This window comes from Marmoricola sp. URHA0025 HA25 (assembly GCF_054059435.1).
Genome location: NZ_JBSSCD010000001.1, coordinates 1,583,561 through 1,602,121 on the forward strand (window position 1 = coordinate 1,583,561; position 18,561 = coordinate 1,602,121).

At 66.3% G+C, this 18,561-nt stretch carries 12 protein-coding genes; 7 read left to right on the forward strand and 5 right to left on the reverse strand.

The window, feature by feature from the left end:
- Positions 1-51: 51 nt before the first annotated feature.
- The gene (locus tag ACVW00_RS07760) at positions 52-2,919 is read right to left on the reverse strand and encodes an ATP-binding protein (RefSeq protein ID WP_457110324.1); all 2,868 of its coding nucleotides are present in this window, start codon (positions 2,917-2,919) and stop codon (positions 52-54) included.
- A 365-nt stretch (positions 2,920-3,284) separates the two neighbouring features.
- Between ACVW00_RS07760 and ACVW00_RS07765 the strand changes: the two genes are divergently transcribed.
- Positions 3,285-6,068 (forward strand): ATP-binding protein, encoded by a 2,784-nt coding sequence (locus tag ACVW00_RS07765; RefSeq protein ID WP_457110325.1) that lies wholly within the window; start codon positions 3,285-3,287, stop codon positions 6,066-6,068.
- 1,214 nt (positions 6,069-7,282) lie between these two features.
- Here the strand turns inward: ACVW00_RS07765 and ACVW00_RS07770 are convergent.
- Together ACVW00_RS07770 and ACVW00_RS07775 are read right to left on the reverse strand one after the other, a co-directional pair.
- Positions 7,283-7,879 (reverse strand): 3'-5' exonuclease, encoded by a 597-nt coding sequence (locus ACVW00_RS07770; RefSeq protein WP_457110326.1) that lies wholly within the window; start codon positions 7,877-7,879, stop codon positions 7,283-7,285.
- A 35-nt stretch (positions 7,880-7,914) separates the two neighbouring features.
- A complete protein-coding gene (locus ACVW00_RS07775) occupies positions 7,915-9,729 on the reverse strand; it encodes a putative nucleotidyltransferase substrate binding domain-containing protein (protein ID WP_457110327.1) in 1,815 nt (604 codons plus the stop codon).
- Positions 9,730-9,920: 191 nt separating this feature from the next.
- Here ACVW00_RS07775 and ACVW00_RS07780 point away from each other — a divergent pair, with 191 nt between their 5' ends.
- From ACVW00_RS07780 to ACVW00_RS07800, 5 genes are all read left to right on the forward strand, one after another.
- On the forward strand, positions 9,921-10,967 hold the full coding sequence (locus ACVW00_RS07780) for a serine hydrolase domain-containing protein (RefSeq protein WP_457110328.1): 1,047 nt from the start codon (positions 9,921-9,923) through the stop codon (positions 10,965-10,967).
- Positions 10,968-11,015: 48 nt separating this feature from the next.
- The gene (locus ACVW00_RS07785) at positions 11,016-12,560 is read left to right on the forward strand and encodes a biotin carboxylase (RefSeq protein ID WP_457113087.1); all 1,545 of its coding nucleotides are present in this window, start codon (positions 11,016-11,018) and stop codon (positions 12,558-12,560) included.
- 11 nt (positions 12,561-12,571) lie between these two features.
- The gene (locus ACVW00_RS07790) at positions 12,572-13,987 is read left to right on the forward strand and encodes a dihydrolipoyl dehydrogenase family protein (protein ID WP_457110329.1); all 1,416 of its coding nucleotides are present in this window, start codon (positions 12,572-12,574) and stop codon (positions 13,985-13,987) included.
- A 267-nt stretch (positions 13,988-14,254) separates the two neighbouring features.
- Positions 14,255-15,481 (forward strand): serine hydrolase domain-containing protein, encoded by a 1,227-nt coding sequence (locus tag ACVW00_RS07795; RefSeq protein WP_457110330.1) that lies wholly within the window; start codon positions 14,255-14,257, stop codon positions 15,479-15,481.
- A 126-nt stretch (positions 15,482-15,607) separates the two neighbouring features.
- On the forward strand, positions 15,608-16,546 hold the full coding sequence (locus ACVW00_RS07800; protein WP_457110331.1) for a hypothetical protein: 939 nt from the start codon (positions 15,608-15,610) through the stop codon (positions 16,544-16,546).
- A gap of 163 nt (positions 16,547-16,709) precedes the next feature.
- Here ACVW00_RS07800 and ACVW00_RS07805 read toward each other — a convergent pair whose 3' ends face one another.
- Together ACVW00_RS07805 and ACVW00_RS07810 are read right to left on the reverse strand one after the other, a co-directional pair.
- Positions 16,710-17,054 carry a cupin domain-containing protein gene (locus ACVW00_RS07805; RefSeq protein ID WP_457110332.1) on the reverse strand — a complete coding sequence of 115 codons (345 nt, stop codon included), beginning with the start codon at positions 17,052-17,054 and terminating at the stop codon, positions 16,710-16,712.
- Positions 17,055-17,156: 102 nt separating this feature from the next.
- Positions 17,157-17,612, reverse strand: coding sequence for a dirigent protein (locus ACVW00_RS07810; protein ID WP_457110333.1), 456 nt, complete (start codon positions 17,610-17,612; stop codon positions 17,157-17,159).
- 119 nt (positions 17,613-17,731) lie between these two features.
- On the opposite strand from ACVW00_RS07810, the gene ACVW00_RS07815 reads away from it, so the two are divergent.
- Entirely contained in the window at positions 17,732-18,550 is an 819-nt protein-coding gene (locus tag ACVW00_RS07815) for a FadR/GntR family transcriptional regulator (RefSeq protein WP_457110334.1), read from the forward strand.
- Positions 18,551-18,561: the final 11 nt, after the last annotated feature.

Sequence of the window (18,561 nt, forward strand, 5' to 3'; positions counted from 1 at the left end):
TTTCATGGCCACGGACAGTTCCGGCAGACGACTGCACAGAGCCGACGATGCTCATCGATCTCCCAGAGCGCTTCGCAGGTCCTTGCGCGAGCTGATGACGAGCTTTGCGAACACTTTCCGTAGATGCCACTCGACCGTGCGAGCGCTGATGAAGAGACGCTCTGCGATGTCGGCGTTGGTGAGACCAGAGATGGCGAGCTGTGCGATCTGCATCTCTTGAGCCGTCAGTTCGGTCGGGTCCTTCACGTGGGCTCGCTTGCGCACCGTTTCGCTGGTCGCCGACAGCTCGCGCCGCGCCCGCTCGGCGAACGCCTCCATCCCGATTGCAGAGAAGAGGTCCTGGGCGGCACGCAACTGACGTCGTCCGTCGATCCGGCGGTTCTCGCGGCGCAACCACTCGCCATACAGCAGATGCGCACGTCCCAGTTCGCCGCGGAGCCGCGCACGGTCGAAGCAAGCGATCGCTTGCAGGTAGTACTCCTCAGCCGTCGGTCCTGCACTCAGCAACGCGCGAGCCCGTGCTTCGACGCCACGAGCAAAGTCGGTTGCCGCGGGCGCTGTCGTGCGGACCAGCCGGTTGACAGCCTCTTGTGCAACAGCCGGCTTCCCGGTCCGCACGGCCGCCTCGACCAGCTCGGGCAGCGCCCAGGCTGATGGATGCAGGTCCAAAGGGTCCCGACTGGCCAGTTGAGCCTGGGTCAATGCCTCCTCGTAGCGGCCATGGCCGTTGTGCAGCACTGCTGCCGCCCAGTGGGCGATATCGGCGGAAAGTCCTTGTCCCTGCTCGGTGGCCTGACTCAACGTGGCCTCGATCATTGCCGTGGCGGGATCGGTGCCGCGCAGGGAAGCGACGTACATCGGTCCATTGGCGACGAGACCGGTGCCGGTGGCGGCGCGTACCTCGGCACCTTCCGCGCCGAGACTCTCCGCCCCCGCGAGATCGCCCGAACGTGCCACGACGACACTCAACGCGGCGAGGTAGAAGGGCAGCTGCTCGAGTGCTCCTGTGTCCCGCACGAGCTGGATCTGCCGAGAGCAGATGGCCCTCGCCCCGTCGTCGTCCCACAGGAGAAACGGGGCGGTCACGGCCATCCATCCCCAGGAAATAGTGGCCTCCTCGCGCGCGAACATGTCCGTTGCCCGCCGCAACTCCGCCACCGCAGCGGCGCGCCCAGCAGTGACCAACACGGCGAGTCCGTCCAGGAGATGATCCATGGCGCGTGGTGATCCGGCTGGCGTTCCGAACTGGACGACGGCTCGGCTGATCTCAGGCAGATCGCCAGCGCCGGCCCGCTCAGCGAAGAGCGCCGCTCCCCACGCGTTCAGGTAGGTCTCGCGAGCGAGTTCGATGTCGAGCGGTTCGAGTTCTCTGGCGGCGCCGAGCAGCAGTTGGGCAGCCGCGCTGGTCGCCCCTGAGCTGAACGCGAGTTGACCTCGCAGGAGGTTCAGCCGCGCGCGCTGGACGGTGTCGAGGTTCGCTGATCCCGCCGCAGCCAACATCCGGAGAGCGACCTTGAACGAGCCCGCATTCAGGCTTGCCTTGGCAGCGGCCAAGGCTCGGTCGGCGCGCAGCCTCGGCTCCGGTGTGAGTTCCAGTGCTCGTTGCAGGAACGCCGCCGCCGCGACGAGTCCGCCACGTGCCCGGGCCCGCCCGGCGCATCGTTCCAACTCCGCGGCGACCTCTTCGTCCGGTCCCGCGGCGGCCGCGGCGAGATGCCAGCCGCGTCGTTCGGCATTGATCTCCTGGTGCGAGACCTCAGCCAACACGAGATGCACCTCGCGACGCGTCGCGGGCGTCGCCGCATGGTAGATCGCCGACCGCACAAGCGGATCGCGGAAGACGACCCGCTCCGTCATAGAGACAATCTGATCGGTGTGTACTGCGGTCGCCGCGGATGGGGGGACACCAAGCCTGCCGGCTGCCGCCCAGACCAGCGCCGCGTCACCCCCAGGCTCTGCGGCCGCGATGAGCGCCAGGAGTTGGCTATCCGCGGGCAGTGCGGAGAACCGCTCTCGAAATCCTTCGTCGATTCGGCCAGTCAACGAGTCCTGCGCGATCGCTCCGAAACCGGTCGCCAGCTCACTAGACGTCAAGCCTCTGGGAAGCTCGAGCAAGGCCAGTGGATTGCCCCTGGTCTCCGCCACAATTTGCTCAAGAATCCGCCTGTCCAGGCGAAAGCTCACCTTGGACCTCAGGAGCGCACGTGCGTCATCGGGGCCCAGGCCCAGGATCTCGAGGTTCGGGAGCCCGCGCAGCTGCCCGATGGGGCCCCTGGTGCCGAACAGGATCGCCACCGACTCCGCTTGTAGGCGTCGCGCCACGAATCCCATCACTCGGGCGGAGGCCGGATCCAGCCAGTGAGCATCGTCCACGACGCACAGGAGTGGTCGCTCCGCGGCAACCTCCGCGATCAGTCCCAAGACGGCAAGGCCGACGAGGAACCGATCCGGAGCCTCTCCGTGGCTGAGACCGAAGACGGTCTCGAGGGCCGTACGCTGAGGCTCGGGCAAGTGCCCTAACCGGTCGAGAATCGGTGCGCAGAGCTGGTGAAGCGCCGCGAAGGGCAGTTCCATCTCAGACTGGACTCCTGCAGCCCGCAGGACCCGCACGTCATGCGCCGATGCAATGACATGGTCCAGGAGTGCGGTCTTTCCAATGCCCGCATCGCCAGTGAGGACAAGAGCGCGGCTCTCGCCTTTTCTCACGGCATCGATCATCGTCTCGAGAACCGTGCACTCATCCTGACGCCCGCGAAGCGTTCCCCGCTCGGTCGATGCTCTCGGCTTCACATTTCGTACGGCCCCTAGTCTCGGCCCGGCGCGCACCCACGGCGCTGAGAAGGAGATGTCGCCGAGGAACAGTTCTTCGGACACTAGAGCGCGGGATGTCCGGTGGCAACGGCCGCCAGCTCCGCTCATCCCGATTGGAGGCTGAATCGACGTCCCAGTGAACGGGCTGGCCGGGGCTCCGGACGTGCGCCCAACAGCATCTCTGAACCGCTGACGCCAAGCTCGTCACGGCTTGTGCGCTCGACCGCGGCGGACTGACCAATCTGACAGCGCTCACGGGCGCGCAGATAAGTAGCAACCACTCGGACGAACTCGTAGAGTGGCCGACAGACTGGCTTCGTGATCCACAACGCCGGCCGCCACATCCAAGTTCCATGATCGATCACCGATCGCGCTGGACCGGCCGGCATCCTGCGGCGGTCGCCTGTTTGTGATCCTGGTGGTTCTTGCCCTCGCATTGTCGACGTGGTCTTGAACAGGGAAGGCGACCAAAGATGGAGGTCAACGAACGCCTGTTCCCCGGCGGAAAGGACGGCCGCCTGTTCGGACGCGACGCCGAGTCCGACCGGTTCGACGAGTTGCTGGCATCGGCTCGGTCCGGGACGAGCGGGGTCATCATGATCCGTGGAGGCCCCGGGCTCGGGAAGTCGATGGTGCTGGAGCATGCCGTCGGCAGAGCGAAGGACATGCGGATCCTCCGTGCACTCGGGGTCGAATCCGAGATGGAGCTCGCCTATGCCGCCTTGCACCAGCTCTGCGCGCCACTCCTGCCTTTTCTGCCCAAGCTTCCGGCACCGCAAAGCGAAGCTCTGGCAACGGTGTTCGGCATACAGACCGGTCCACCCCCTGACCGCTTTCTTGTCGGTCTCTCGGCGCTCAGCCTCCTGTCCCAGGCTGCCGACGACCAGCCGCTGTTCTGTGTCGTGGACGACGCACAGTGGCTGGATATCTCCTCGGCCCAGGTTCTCGGGTTCGTCGCTCGCCGACTCCTTGCTGAACCGATCGCAATCGCGTTCGCTGCGCGGCAACCGCCGGTGGGGCTCCTCGGGCTGCCGGAGCTCGAACTCGCCGGTCTCCGTGACGATGACGCCCGCGTCCTCCTGAACTGGGTCACGCGCGCGCGGCTCGATGCGGACATCCGCGATCAGATTGTCGCGGAGACCAGGGGCAACCCGCTGGCCCTGCTGGAGCTTCCTCGCGGCCTCACCACCACCGAGTTGGCCGGCGGATTCGGTCTGTTGCAGGCTGGCGCGCTGCCGGATCGGATCGAGGAGAGTTTCAAGCGTCGCATCGACGGTTTGTCTGAGGGCACCAGGACGCTTCTCCTCATCGCCGCGGCTGAGCCCGTCGGGGACCCGGCCATCATGTGGCGAGCCGCGGAGCGCCTCGGCATCCAGCTCAGCACCGCCCTCGACAACGACACCGAGGATCTCTTGGCGATTCACGAACGCGTCACCTTCAGGCACCCGCTGGTGCGCTCAGCGGTGTACGGCGCGGCCAACTCGTCGGATCGCCGTACGGTCCACCGTGCCCTGGCAGCGGTCACCGACAAGGACCTCGATCCCGACCGTCGAGCGTGGCACCTCGCTTCCGCGGCAGCCGGTCCCGACGAGTCTGTAGCCGCCGAACTGGAGCGCTCTGCAGAGAGGGCTCAAGCCAGAGGCGGACTGCCAGCAGCAGCCGCGTTCCTGCAGCGAGCCGTGACCCTCACCACCGACGCGGCCCGACGTGCCGACCGAGCCGTGGCCGCGGCGCGCGCGAGCCTTCACGCGGCCGACCTCGAGACCGCCGGCCGGTTCGCCGAGATAGCGAGCCGGGAGGCGCAGGACGAGTCGCAGGAGGCGAGGGCGCTACTGATCCAGGGTCACATCGCCTTCGCTTCAGGGCTCAGCGACAAAGCCATCCCGCTGCTGGTCGAAGCAGCCCGGCGCCTGGAGCCGCTGGACATGGCCCTCGCGAGGGAGACCTACCTGGTCGCCTGGGGGTCGGCGGCCGTGCTCGCCGCCGACCAAGAGAATGTCGAGAAGATCTCCCGTGCAGTCGTGGCACTGCCGCCCTTGACCGCTGACCCGCGGCCGCTCGACCTCGTGCTGGATGGTTGCGCCCGCTTGGTGACCGACGGTCGGGCGGCAGCTATCCCCCTGCTGAAGGAGGCTGCGGAAGCCATCGCCGAGCTACCGGCTCGCGATGTGCTCACCTGGGGTTGGCAGGCAAGCGGTGTCTTTGCCGCCATCTGGGACGACGCACTCCAGCGCGCCGTGCACAGCCGCGAGGTCGATGTGGTCCGAGCGGCGGGTGCGTTGACCGAGCTTCCGATCCACCTCGTCTCCAAAGCAGTGACTGTGATCTGGACCGGCGATTTCGCCGCCGCTGAAGTCATCGTCGCCGAAGGGGATCTGGCAGCTTCTGCGATCGGCACTCAGCTGGCGCCAAGCGCGGGCCTCATCTTGGCCGCGCTTCGTGGCCGAGAGCCAGAGGCTGCGCCGCTCATCCAGGCGATCACCGAGCAAGCGGGCGCGGCGCATCAACTCATGGGAGTCACGTATGCCAACTGGGCCGCTGCCATCCTGTACAACGGGCTCGCCAAGTACGACGACGCCGTACGCGCGGCTCGCGTTTGTGCGGATATAGGCGACCTCTGGATCTCGGTCTGGGCGCTCCCGGAGATGGTGGAAGCGGCGACGCGTGCGGGAGACGAGGAGACCGCGCGGGCGGCGCTCACCCGACTCGAGGACGCGACAGAACCTTGTGGCACCGATTGGGCACTAGGGGTCCTGGCTCGCTCGCGGGCGCTGCTGGCAGATGAGGACCGCTCGACGGAGCTGTTCGCTGAAGCCGTGAATCGCCTGAGCCGCACCCGGTTGCGCCCCGAGCTGGCCAGGGCGCACCTCCTGCACGGTGAGTGGCTGCGAGGGAATGGGCGGCGCGAGGATGCCCGCGAGTCTCTGCGGAAGGCGTACGACATGTTCGACGCGATCGGCATGGAGGCTTTCGCAGAACGGGCGCGTCGAGAACTTCTGGCAGCCGGAGAGAAGGTCGGGCGACGAGCCAGCCGCTTCACCGCTAACGACGAATTGACGCCGCAGGAGCGTCAGATCGCAGTGATGGTGCGAGCCGGGTTGTCGAACCCCGAAGTCGGTGCTCGTCTCTTCCTCAGCCCCCGCACCGTCGAGTGGCACCTCCGTAAGGTCTTCGCCAAGCTATCGATCACGTCGCGGCAGCAGCTGCGCGACGCCCTGCAAGGCTTCGACTGGGTACCGACCGACGGGGCGGCATGATCGCCGCCCCGAGGTGAGCCGCCGGCCGCGACGGTCCAGCCTGTGGGGACGAAGAGTGTTGACGGCAGTGCTTCGGTTCCTCCTTCGACCTCGCCCTGGGCGCGGAAGTCCTCTGACGTCGCTTCGAGGTCTGGGCGGGCCGTCTTCTCGTGCCGGCCCAGACCTAGACGCCGCGGAGCGAACGGCGCTGCACGTAGGCACACCAGGCGGCACATGCACGGGCGTATCACCGCGTCTCGGAAGGCGGTTGCCGCGCTCAGAAGTCGTACTCCTGGCGACGCCGCGGCCTGGACGTGCTCGAAGGCAGTCGCTGCCTACGAGCATCGCTGTGCAGTGGCATTCACGGTTCTCCCGCCCCTTCGCGGGGTGGACAACGAGTAGGGTCGGGCCAAGGGCGCTGCGATGCGAGCGTTGACATTTTTGTGCCACTTTTGCGGCTCCCAAGTGCGCGCCCGGGTGCAAAAGACTGATCAATGGTGAGGCGGTTGTGACGATCTGGGTTGACGCGGTCGCGAGTGCCTCGATCGTGCGTTTCCGCAGGTCAAAGCACATAAGCGCAAACGCGAGCAACCGTCGGCGCAACGGAGCAAGCCCTTCCGGCAGTGGGCCTGCAATTCAACGTCTGGCACCGGAGGGTTGTTGGTTCGAGTCCAACCGGGGGAGCCACCGAACCCCGCCTGACCTGCGAAGACAGGTCGGGCGGGGTTCTGCGTTTCGATCCATAACCCGTCGATACTTCGAATTTCGCATCTTTGAGCCACTTTTCGGCTTGGCGAGCATGCCCTTGCTCCGGGCGGTCGCACACCGCCGCGTTAGTCCCGGGTTGCCGCGATGTGAGCTTCCGGCGCAGCGCGGGCCAACCCGGGACCTACCTCTTGCGGATGGAGTGGAATCGCATCGAGGATCACCTCGAAGTGTTTCCGGCGACGCCGTACGCCGAACGACTCGCTGTCGCGATCGGGGGCTACTTGGCCTGCGACCCGCTCGTGATCCACTTCGAGGACGTCGAGATTCATGTAGGCGTGTTCAGCTTGCCTGCGGTGGACAGCCCGCTACAGGAACTGATGAGTAGCGAGGTGATCACCACGCGGCCGACCTGTGCGGCGCTAGGAGGAACCAGGCACGAGCGGCTCGAACTGGATGAACGAGGTCGGCGCCGCCGGCATCTTGTACCTCTGCTGCGGGCCGACGCCAGCGCCCGCTCGACCGCTGACCTACCGATCTGCGTGTCTGGAGATCCGAACCAGGTCGCCGACCAAGAGACTGCCCCGCTCGGCCTCGAGTCGGGTCGCCAAGGCAATCATGATGATTGCAGTCGACATGGTGTCACCAAGTGCATGGTGCGGAGTGAACACTGGCAGACCGAGCTCCTGAGCAAGCGACTCGAGGTGGGGCGCGTGGCCGGCCTTCGTCGACAGCCCTGCCGCCTGAGAGAGGCCTGCGGTGTCGACCAAGTCTCGAGGCATCCTCCACCGAAGCGGCGCGAGCGCACGGTCGATGAAGGCCCGTTCGATCCACGCTGCGTGGGCGACGAGCACGGACCCTCGCATTCGCTCGTGGAGCGGACCGATCACATCGGCAATGTCGGGAGCTGAGGCCAGCTCGTCGCGGGTCAGTCCATGAGTCTTGGCTGCCTCGATCCCAATCCCACAGCTTGGCCGCACGAGCTGGTACCAAGAGGTGGCACTGTCAACCCATCCCTGGACGACGTCCACCACGCCGATGGAGACGATGTCGTCGGCCTTGAGGTTCAGACCGGTGGTCTCCACGTCGATCACCGTGAATCGGGCGGCGCGCCAGTCGGTCTTCAACGGGATGGTCCAGGTTCGAGTAGGACGTATCCAGCTCACCTCGTGTGGCCCAGCCACTCGGTGTCGAGGCGCGTTTGGACCTGATGTATCGCCTTGAACGACTGACGCAGGTGACGACGACGCAACGAGTCGATGTCACGTGGGTCGAGCCAGGTCGTCGCGGCTACACCGTCGCGGAGTGCGTCGATCTGGGTCGTGAAGAGCATCTCGTAGATCTCTCGATGGGCGTAGCGGAGCTGCGCGGCTTCGTCTTCGCTGAGCAGGCCTTCGTTCGCGCCGAGCTGCAGCCGGTCTTGGGTACTGGCGATCGCGGACTTCGTGTGAAGTGCGATCCAGCGTCCGATGGCGACAATCGGGCGGAGTCCGCCGCGCTTGAGGTCCAGCTGTCCACGGTGGGCGCCGTCGTGATCGACGATGAAGTCCTTGACGAAACCGATCGGCGGACGGTGGACCAGCGACTCGGCCAGGACGCGGCGTACGAAAGCTTCGTCCCCCGGCAGCGCCTGAACACTCTCGGTGAGCCGGCGACCGAGCAGCAGACCCGTCACCGGGCGACTGTCCGCCAGCATGGCCCCGAGCAGCACGGCGCCGTTGGCATCGGAGTGCTCGCGCCACTGTCCGGCTCGCTGAAGCCATTCGTCATAGGAACGACTGAACAGTGGATTGGTCGCATTCGCCCCGTCGGGGCAGCGTTCGAGTCCGCAGAGTTCCAATCCTGCGATCACTCGTTCCGCAGCCGCGCGCAACTGCTCCCCTCTGTCGCTCGCCGAGGAACCGGCCCAGATGATGGCCGTATCGATGTCAGACGTCGGCAGGGGCTCTCGGCGCGCGTGCGAGCCCAGCACCAGCCAGGCAAAGTCGTTCTCACTGACGTCGAACGGCTCTGTCCACCGGACGATCTTCTCGAGGATCGCGTCGACCATGGCGCTGAGCAAGGCGCCCACCCGCAGCGGGGGGACGCCGGCGTCGTACAGCGCGACGGCGGTCGGTCGCAGCTGGGTCGCCGCGTCGGCGAGTTGCGTCATGTCCTGGGAGGAGTCAATCGCCGACCGGATCGTCAACGGATCCCTGATCTCTGCCGCCGCGAGGTCGATCACGCGACACACACCAACCACCCGGCCGCCGCGGTCGACCACCACCAGGTGGTGGACCCCGTGGTGGACCATCGCGATGAAGGCCTCGGCCGCGGTCGCGTCAGGTCGGATCGTGATCGCCGGAGCAGACACGATGGTCGAGATGGGCGCCTGGACCGAGATCTCTCCGGTCGCGACGCGCTTGCGGCAATCGCTGTCGGTCATGATGCCGATGTCGTGACCCAGCTGAACCAGGACGCAGGAGCGCCATTCGTCGGTCATCATCCGTGCCGCGTCGCGGATGGTCTGGTGGCTCTCGCACCAAAGCGGCGGTGCCATGAAGTCCGTCACCGGCCTCAGTGTGGAGTCCACCGCGTTGCTGGTCATGAGGGTGCGGCGGCCGAAGCTGCGTTCGGCCTTGTCGAAAGCGAGCTTTTCCGGATGGTCTAGGACCGTGCGTGGGTCGGGCAGCCAGTAGATGAGCGTGTCAGAGGCGGCTCGAGCGGTCATGGACGGCGCCTGGCGGCTCATTACCGAGTACTGGCCGAAGGTGTCGCCAGGGCCCAGCTCGTCGACGACCGCCGACCGATCGAGGACTTGCACGACCCCGGTCCTCACGATGCCCAGGTAGTCGAGCGTGCCGGTGGTGCTGTCGATGATCGTCGTGTTGGCGGGATAGTAGGCGACGTTGATGTGGCGACCGAGCTGCGAAAGCTCGTCTGAGCCGAGCCGGTCGTACGGAGAATGCCTGCCGAGGAAGTCAACGAACTCCTGCACATGTCCTCCTGCGTTTGACCGAGACAGCAACTGGCTCCCACCAGCCTGCATTTAATCCTCTAATCCTGTATGTTATCGGGCATGGTCGGGACGCGCGAGCTGGATGCTCTCCGGTGATCCCGGTGGGATTACGGGTGCCGGTCGGCCGCGGGACAGGTCCGGTGCGGGTCCTTCCCCGACGCCATGGCTCCTTGCTCGACGCCACCTTGGCGGGGAGCGATGGGAGGGTCACGACCGTCGAGGAGCACCTGGCTGAGTCGCATACAGATGCGTTCGTCGTGGTCCACGGTGGCGACGTGGTGGCGGAGTGGTACGCAGAGCCCGAGGTCGAGACGACGCCGCAGGCGTTGATGTCGATCACGAAATCACTCATCGGCTGTCTGTCCGGCATCCTCGTCAACCAGGAGCTGCTCGACCGCGAGGACCCAGTCAGCCGCTACCTCCCGGAGGTGATGGGCGGGTACTCACGAGCCACGGTGCAGGACCTGCTCGACATGCGGACCGGCGGGGACTATGCGGAGGTCCACGACGATCCTGACAGCGAGCTGGGCCTGATCGTGAGGGCTCTGCTGCCTACGGTCCCCGCGCCGCCGACCCTGCACGGACTGGTCCTCAACACCCCACGGGTCGCCGCAAGCCGAGGCTCGTTCAGCTACCGATCACTGGACACCGAGGTGCTCGGGTGGGTGTTGGAGCGAATCGCTGGTCGCGCCATGCCGCAACTGCTGGAGGACGAGCTCTTGGGGCTGCTCGGCCTGGAGACCCTGGGATCGATGGCAGTTGACACTGCCTTCGACGCGCACCACGCCGGAGGGCTCGCGCTCACCCCGCGCGATCTGGCCCGCGTCGGTCTGCTCATGCTCCATGGGGGCGCCGTCGGGGACAAGCAAGTCGTCCCGATCCAGTTTCTCAGGGATACCCGATCGGGTGGCGACGACTCCCACGCGGCCTTCGTGGCCGGGCTCGATCGAGCGGCCGCGCTCGCGCCCATGGCGGTCTCGACGATCTATCGCAACCAGTTCTGGGTGCCCGAGCAGGGTGGTCGTCAACTCCTCTGCATCGGCATCCACGGGCAGCTCCTATACGTCGACCCGGACAACGACACGGTGGTCGTCAAGCTTTCGAGCTGGCCGGCGCCGCGCGACCCCCATCTGTTCACTCTGGGTTTCAACTGCGCTGTCGGCGCAGCTGAAGCCCTCGGTGGCTACACGAGCAAACGCTCGACGCTCATCGCCTGACCGAAGGGACCCATCGTGTGCTCCAACCGCCGCCCCGAGCCGCCGCTCGTGCCGACCGCTGAACCAACCCCGGGCGAGACCACCTCGTCCGCAGTCGCCATCCTCGCCGACGCCCCGGCGAGTGGGGACAGTGCAGGCTCGCGCCGGCACTTGCGCAACATGTCCGAGATACGCGCGTTCTTCCGGACGAACCAAGTACCGATCTTCTTCGTGGGACCGACAGCATTCAACCTCCTGGGCCTCGACCGGTGGGTGCGCAACCTGTCGTTCATCTCCTACTTCGACTCGTGGGACGGTCACCACCCGCGTGTCTTCTCACCCGAGGAGATCGAGCACGAGGAGTTCACGAGCGGCGAGGACATCAACAACTACCTGCTGCGCCACCCCGCGGTGAAGGAGCGGATGCTGAGGGCCGTGAAGCGTCCCGGCGACCGTCCCAAGGTGGCGATGGTGTTCACCGACGAGCGGACCGAACAGATCTGCCGCGACGAGGGTTACGACCTGATCCTGCCGTCGTACGAGCTGCGCAACCGACTGGACTCCAAGATCACCACGACGCGGCTCGGGAACGAGGCAGGTGCCCCCTCGGTGCCGAACGTCCTGACGACCGTGGCGGACTACGAGGACCTCGTTTCGCAGGCCACCGCGGCCGGCCTCGGCTCGGACCTCGTCCTGCAGACGGCGTACGGCGACTCCGGAAAGACGACGTTCTTCGTGGCCTCGCGCGAAGACTGGAACAAGTGCGCCACCGAGATCGCGGGCGAGTTGCTGAAGGTGATGAAGCGCATCAACAATCTCGCTACAGCGGTCGAAGCCGTCAACACCCGCCACGGCACTGTGGTCGGTCCGTTCATGACGGACCTGACCGGATACCTCGAGCTCACCCCCTACCGGGGCGGCTGGTGCGGGAACGACCTCTATCCTGAGGCGCTCACCGAGAACCAGCGGGCCCGCGCGATCCAGCACGTGTCGCGGCTGGGGGACCGGCTGCGGGAGGAGGGCTACCACGGGTTCTTCGAGGTGGACGTCCTGGTCGACACCGACAGCGACGAGGTCTACCTCGGTGAACTGAACCCCCGCATCTCCGGGGCGAGTTCGATGACCAACGTGACGGCTGGCGCGTATGCCGACGTTCCCTTGTTCCTGTTCCACTTGCTGGAGCATCTTGACGTCGACTACGACCTCGACGTGGCCGAGATCAACCAACGGTGGCGTGAGCTCGCGGCGGTCGATGTGTGGAGCCAGTTGATCATGAAGACCTCCGACCCGCAGGTCAGGCTGATCGACGATGCACCTACCACGGGCATCTACCGGCTCCAGCCGGACGGCTCTTTGGAGTTCGAGCGCAACACGCTCGACTGGCACGACCTGCACGACACCGACGATGCCTTCTTCCTTCGTGTGCACGGCGAGGGCGAGTACCTCTACAAGGGCGCCGATCTCGGCATCCTCGTCACCAAGGCGCGCATGCAGACCGATCGGGGCCTCACCGACGAGTGCGTGGCATTCATCGAGGGGATCAAGAGCAGGTACGTAACTACCCCAGCCGACGAGTTGCCACCCCGTGCCAGCCATCTGGCGTACCTGAAGTAGGGACATCTGCGATGCGGGTCTTGGTCGTCGGCGGCGGCCCTGCTGGAGTCTCGGCAGCCCTTCACGCGGCCGAGTTGGGTGCGCACGTCACGCTCATCGAACGCGGGCGAGTGGGTGGCACCGCCTTCAACAGCGGCCCGGCACCCGTGCGGGCCTTGGCTCGGGCTGCCCGTCTCGTCCGTGACTGGAATTCGTGGGAGGCCTTCGGTCTTCGGGGGCGGCGCCCGGAGGTGGATCTGGCGGGCACGCTGGCCAATGCCGAGCGGGTGTCGAGACACGCCTACGAGCGCAAACGCATGGCCGACCACGTCCGGGCGGCGGGGGTGGACCTTGTCGAGGACGTCGGCGACGCGCATTTCCTCGACTGCAACACCGTTGCTGCGGCTGGTGGTCAGACATGGCGGGCCGACAGGTTCATCGTTGCGGTGGGAGGACGACCTGGCCGTCTTCCCGTTCCAGGCGCTGAGCACGGTCTGACCTATGAGGATGTCCGTACCCTGCCCGCCCTGCCCGAGCGGGTGTGCGTCATCGGTGCCGCCGACACCGGGTGCCAGCTCGCTTCGATCCTGGCGGATTTCAGGTGTGCCGTGACCCTGGTCGAGTTCGCACCGCGGATCTTGCCCCGCGCCGATCACGATGTTTCAGAGGCGCTCGAGCAGGCTCTGCGAAGACGTGGCATCGAGATCATCACCGGCGCGGCAGTCCAGCAGCTCCGACGGCTCTCCGCTGGTGTGCGGGTCGACTACCACGCCGCCGACCGGCCGGAGAAGGTCGACGTCGACGCCGCATTCTTCGCTGTTGGTTGGCCCGGGAACGCAGACCTTGTCGATGCGTCCGCTGCTGGTGTCGTGACGAACGCCGGGTACATGGCCACGGACGAGTGCCTCCGCACCAACGTCCCGCACATCTTCGCCGCGGGTGATGTGAACGGAAACAGCATGCTGGTTGCCAGCGCCGTCCTCGAGGGACGCGTCGCCGCCGAGAATGCAGTGCTGGGCTCCGGGCGCCCTGCGTTCCACGACGTCGTTCCGGTTGGCAGCTTCACCAACCCCGAGTACGGCAGCGTCGGTCTCACCGAAGAGCAAGCCCGCGACCGCCAGGAATGCGTGGTAGCGGTAGCCAGCTACGAAGACCTGTTGCGCCCTGTCGCCGACGGACAACCAGATGGCTTCTGCAAGCTGATCGTCGAGACGGCGCACCGAAGGATCGTTGGCGCCCATGTGCTCGGCGAGTACTCCGCGGAGGTCATCCAGATGGTCGCGGTCTGCATGGCATCAGGCATGCGGATCGAAGAGGTGGCCGAGCTTCAGTTCGCGTTCCCGACCTTCACCGAGAGCGTCGGCCAGGCCGCGCAAATGGTGGTACGTCAGCTCGGCGTCCGCCCGATGGCACAACTCTGGAGCAGCCTGAGCGAGTCACCCACCTGAGTAGACACGGTCGGCAGCAGTCGGATGCGGTGACACCTGGTGGGGGAGCGGTACATGAGCGAGAGGGAAGCAATGGCACGTCATTCCAAAGGGCGCCGGCCCCGAACGTTGAGTGAGTGGGCTGGTGGGATCGCGGCCACGATCTCGGACCGCGCCCGCCGTCGGCTGTGCGAGCGCGCCGCCCAGGACGGGGACCGTAGGATCGATCGCACGACTGAGGAGTCACCGATGACAGGTTTCTCACCCCCGGGCGGAGCAGAGGTAACGTTGGCGAACTGGCAGGACCCTCCGTTCAACCGCTGGGCCTTCCAACACGTGCGCGAGTTGATCCCCACGCAGCCGATCGCCAAGGGGTCGGGGCCCAGCCGCTCGCTGACGGCCCATGAGCGCCTCCTCGACCCATCTGATGTCACCGTGCGACGGCTGAACGGCGGCGTATCGACACTCGAGAGCGTCATCGCCGAGACGTGGACCGACGCCGTGGTGATCTTGCACGAAGGCATGGTCGTGCACGAGACCTACGACAACGGGATGACCGCACAGACGCCGCATCTGCTCATGTCAGTGTCGAAGTCGGTCGTCGGCTGCATCGCGGGGATCCTTGCCGAGGGAGGGGTGCTCGACACCGATGCACCGACGACCCGGTACGTCCCTGAGGTCGCGCACTCCGGATATGGCGGCACGACGGTCCGTCACCTGCTCGACATGCGCACTGGTGTGGCTTACAGCGAGGAGTACACCGACCCGAACGCCGAGGTGCGTCTCATGGAGCGCGCGATGGGCTGGCGCCCCGCGGTTCCTGGCGAAGAGGCAGGCGGCATGTACGCCTACTTGGCGTCCGTCGGTCGTGACGGCGAACATGGTGGCAGCTTCGTCTATCGCTCCGCTGACACCGACTTGCTGGGTTGGGTGTGCGAACGCGCCTCGGGGAGACCGATGGCAGAGCTGATCTCGAACCTGCTGTGGCAACCGCTCGGTGCCGAGTTCGAGGCCGAAATCACCTGTGACGCTCTCGGTGCCGCGGTCCATGACGGCGGCATGTCGGCTCGCGCCCGAGACATGGCTCGGTTCGGCCAGATGCTCCTTGATCACGGAGAGGTTGGGGGAAGGTCTGTCGTGCCCGAAGCATGGCTGCGTCAGGCTCGCACTCTGGACGACGCCACTCGGAAGGCCTTCGCAGCGTCGTCGTCCGAGCCGTACCTCACGGGTGGGTGGTACCGCAACCAGTTCTGGTTCGTACCTGGCCCCGTGGCGGAACTGCAGCTCTGCTTGGGAATTCACGGTCAGATGGTGATGGTGGACCGGGCGACACGGACAGTCTCGGTGAAGATGTCGACCTGGCCCTCCGCCCAGGACGCAGTAGCTCTCATTGACACCATCCGCGCATTCGTCGCCGCTGGAGCCCACCTGGCCGCGCGGGGTGGGGACCAGAGTCAGGCAGCTGGCCTTTCGGCGGACAGCGGTTCGCAGGTTTGCGGGAGTCGCCGGGGCTGACACGCGTTCTATGGCCGGGATCCAAGTTGCCTTAAAACTATGGATCCAGAAGATATAGGTCTAGACTGTCCATCGACGGAGCGTCGCCGCGCCTCGTCTCGCCTCGACCCCGGAAGGGGAGTCGTCATGGACGCCACTGGCCAGGAAGCCGCAGCTGTCGCTCGTATCCTCCACGAAGGACTGGCCGAAGCGGCTCGGGCCGACGCCGGCCAGGTGCGGTCGGAGCATGTGAGCGGCGCAGCGTTCATCGAGCTGACGGACGCCTCACTTGCGTATCTGAGGTCGCGTCCGGGCAAGCCGTCCTCGATCGAGGGGTGGATGTCGGTGTCGCCGCGCATCGCGGGCATGGCCCGCTGGTGGGTCGCCGTCGCCGAGCTCAGCGTGGCCGAGGATCGACGTCTCCGACAGTTGCGCCAAGACGTCTACGACGCACTCGAGGCGCAGGGTGCGATCCGACGAGGATCGAGCAGCGGATCGTCGATCCAGGTCTCCCCGGCTACCGACGACGTTCCCGGCGTCCTGGACCGGCACTCGGAGGACACATCGACCCCAGCTGCCGACGACGGCGACGCGCTCGGAGCATGGGTGCTCAAGCTCTCGCCCTACGTATATGCCTCGCACCTGGTCTTCGCAGCAGAGGATCGTCTGGTGCGTCGATGGTCCGTGAGCCCGACCGAGCGATCGGCAGCCATGCAGCACGGTCACCAGGTGTTCTTGTGGGTCGGTGACGGCGACCCGCTGCACGAACCCGGCATCTGGGGAGTGGGCTGGGTCACCGGACCATGTGTTGCTGGCGCTCCGGACGAGGGCTGGCTCGACCACGACGCGGCGAGTCATGCCACGCTGGCTGCCGCGGTGGAGATCGCCTTGCTCGACACCCCAGTGAGCCGGCGCGCGTTCTTGCACGACCCGCGGTTGGCTGGTGCCGAGGTCATCCTCGAGCCCCTGTCGGGCGACCTCAGTCGCTTCTCCGTGGCCGAGGCTGCCGCCCTGTCTGAGTACCTCGCCTACGGCCCACCGCTGCCCTCCCCGATGCCAGGACTCGGAGCCGACATCTCGGATTGAGCTGCCACCTCGGCACTGCAGTGCGCAGAACTCCGTGCCTGACCTCGGGATACGCGGGCTGACACGCTGTGGCGCACCCGCGCTACGGCAGAGCGTTCAGCCGCCGCAGCCGGTTGAGGGTCGTGCTCGAGCCCGACTGCAACCTTCCCGAGCACGCGCCAGATCAACGCCAGTGGGGGTAGGTGACGTAGGCGACCTTCCCGTATGAGGGCGTGTGCCAATTGACCACGAGGCCACTTTGCTGAGGTACGTACAGTACGTCGCCGGGCTCGAAGCGGTGCGTCTCACCGCCTTCGGTCAGTTCCACCTCGCCCTCGAGCATGAAGCACACCGCGCAGTCGTTGTCGTAGTCGAACTCGACGGCCTTCGAATTCCAGATCTCGAGCACGCCGGCGGATACCGGCGCACCCTCTGCCTGGGCGATGACGTCGACGAGATGTAGCCGCCCGCCATCGACCTCCAGCGGCTCAGGTTGGATCGATGCGGCCCTCTTGAGCACCAATGACATGTGACTACCTCCTGCTTGGCTGACATGGTTGATGGATCTGCTGCCGCGGAGTACCGCGACGGAGTGCGGCCCCGGTCGCGCTCGGGGGAGGCCCGAAAGGGCTCACTGGTAGACCGTGCACCGGAACTGGTACGACGTGGCATTGCGGGCGTGCAGAACCATCTGGCCGGAGGCGTGCCTGTAGCGCCCAGTCCCTCCGGTGATCGCCATGGTCGAGTCGTGACTGTCCTGGAAGGGGCCCTGAGCGACGATGTGACCTTCGGGCAGGATCAGTGTCCACTCACACTCGTAGGACTTCCCCGGGTTCGTGCGCACGCACGAGCCCTGGTCACGCCCGACACGCACGGTGTTGGTGGCGTTGTAGATCGGGTTTCCGAAGGCGATGAGGTCGCCCACGGAGTCTCCCGCCACGCCGTTGTCGACCACGGTGTCACTGGTGGCCCGCTCGACCACAGTGAAGGTAACCTTGTGGGCGGTGCTCCTCTCGGACTCGCCGGTCCCGCTGCCGTAGTAAACGGCTCCGGTCGCTCCGCTCGCGACCATGACGATTGCACCCACAACGGCTCCAGCATGCATGTCCATTCGCTCCCCCTCCTCGGTGTGCTCGATTCAACACTATGACTCCATATGTTTATAGTGTCAATGCTTCGTTTCACTCATCTGCCACAATGGTTCTCATGTCTGAGCGTGATCGAGCGGTCGCGGGGGAGACCCCTGATCAACAGGCGGTCCTGCCCGCACCCGTTGGTCTCACGACGGCGATCTCTGTTGCCCTCCTTGGCTCCATCGAGCCCGTGGCGCGAGCAGAACACATCGCCGGTCGGTTGGCAGAAGCCATCCAGGTTGGCTTGATCCTCGAGGGTGAGAAGCTGCCTTCGGAGCTCCAGCTGGCCGACGAGCTTGGCGCCGCGCCGGTCACGCTGAGGGAGGCGCTGGCGATCCTGCGGGAACGCGGACTCGTCGAGACGAGGCGAGGACGCGGCGGCGGCACATTCGTGCGTGGGTCAGGGGCACCTTCTGGCGCCGGCCTCAGCCGCGAGGAGTTGCTGCGGCAGCGACTGGTGGCCTTCTCGGTCCACGACCTGCGTGAGTTGGGCGATCTGCGACGCGCGATCTCGTCGATGTCTGCCGCGCTCGCCGCTGATCGTGCGCTGCCGCACGAGGTCAGTGGGCTACGGCGACGCCTGGACCGCCTGGCGCAGGCGGACACGACGAGCCAGCGTCGGCGCGCCGACATGGTGCTGATCGTCGAGGTGGCTGCGGCTGCCCAGTCCGCGGTTCTTGCTCGGGAGGAGCTCGCCGTGCTCAGTCGGGTCGGTGACCTGATGTGGTGGGATCGCGCTGACGACGATCACGCCGCAGTGGTGGTGGAACGGCACCGGATGATCGACGCGATCGCCCATGGCGACGGGCGGCTCGCCGCCGCCTCTGCCGAGCGGGTGGTCGTCGCTGATACTGCACGTCTGATCGCTCGGCGCTTGGAGCTGTATCGATGAGCCCCGCAAGG

What these genes read in the sequence shown, in the direction of transcription:
- ACVW00_RS07760 (WP_457110324.1), bottom strand. Translation starts at nt 2,919, where the DNA reads ATGAGCGGAGCTGGCGGCCGTTGCCACCGGACATCCCGCGCTCTAGTG.
- ACVW00_RS07765 (WP_457110325.1), top strand. Translation starts at nt 3,285, where the DNA reads ATGGAGGTCAACGAACGCCTGTTCCCCGGCGGAAAGGACGGCCGCCTG.
- ACVW00_RS07790 (WP_457110329.1), top strand. Translation starts at nt 12,572, where the DNA reads ATGCGGGTCTTGGTCGTCGGCGGCGGCCCTGCTGGAGTCTCGGCAGCC.
- ACVW00_RS07800 (WP_457110331.1), top strand. Translation starts at nt 15,608, where the DNA reads ATGGACGCCACTGGCCAGGAAGCCGCAGCTGTCGCTCGTATCCTCCAC.
- ACVW00_RS07805 (WP_457110332.1), bottom strand. Translation starts at nt 17,054, where the DNA reads ATGTCATTGGTGCTCAAGAGGGCCGCATCGATCCAACCTGAGCCGCTG.
- ACVW00_RS07815 (WP_457110334.1), top strand. Translation starts at nt 17,732, where the DNA reads ATGTCTGAGCGTGATCGAGCGGTCGCGGGGGAGACCCCTGATCAACAG.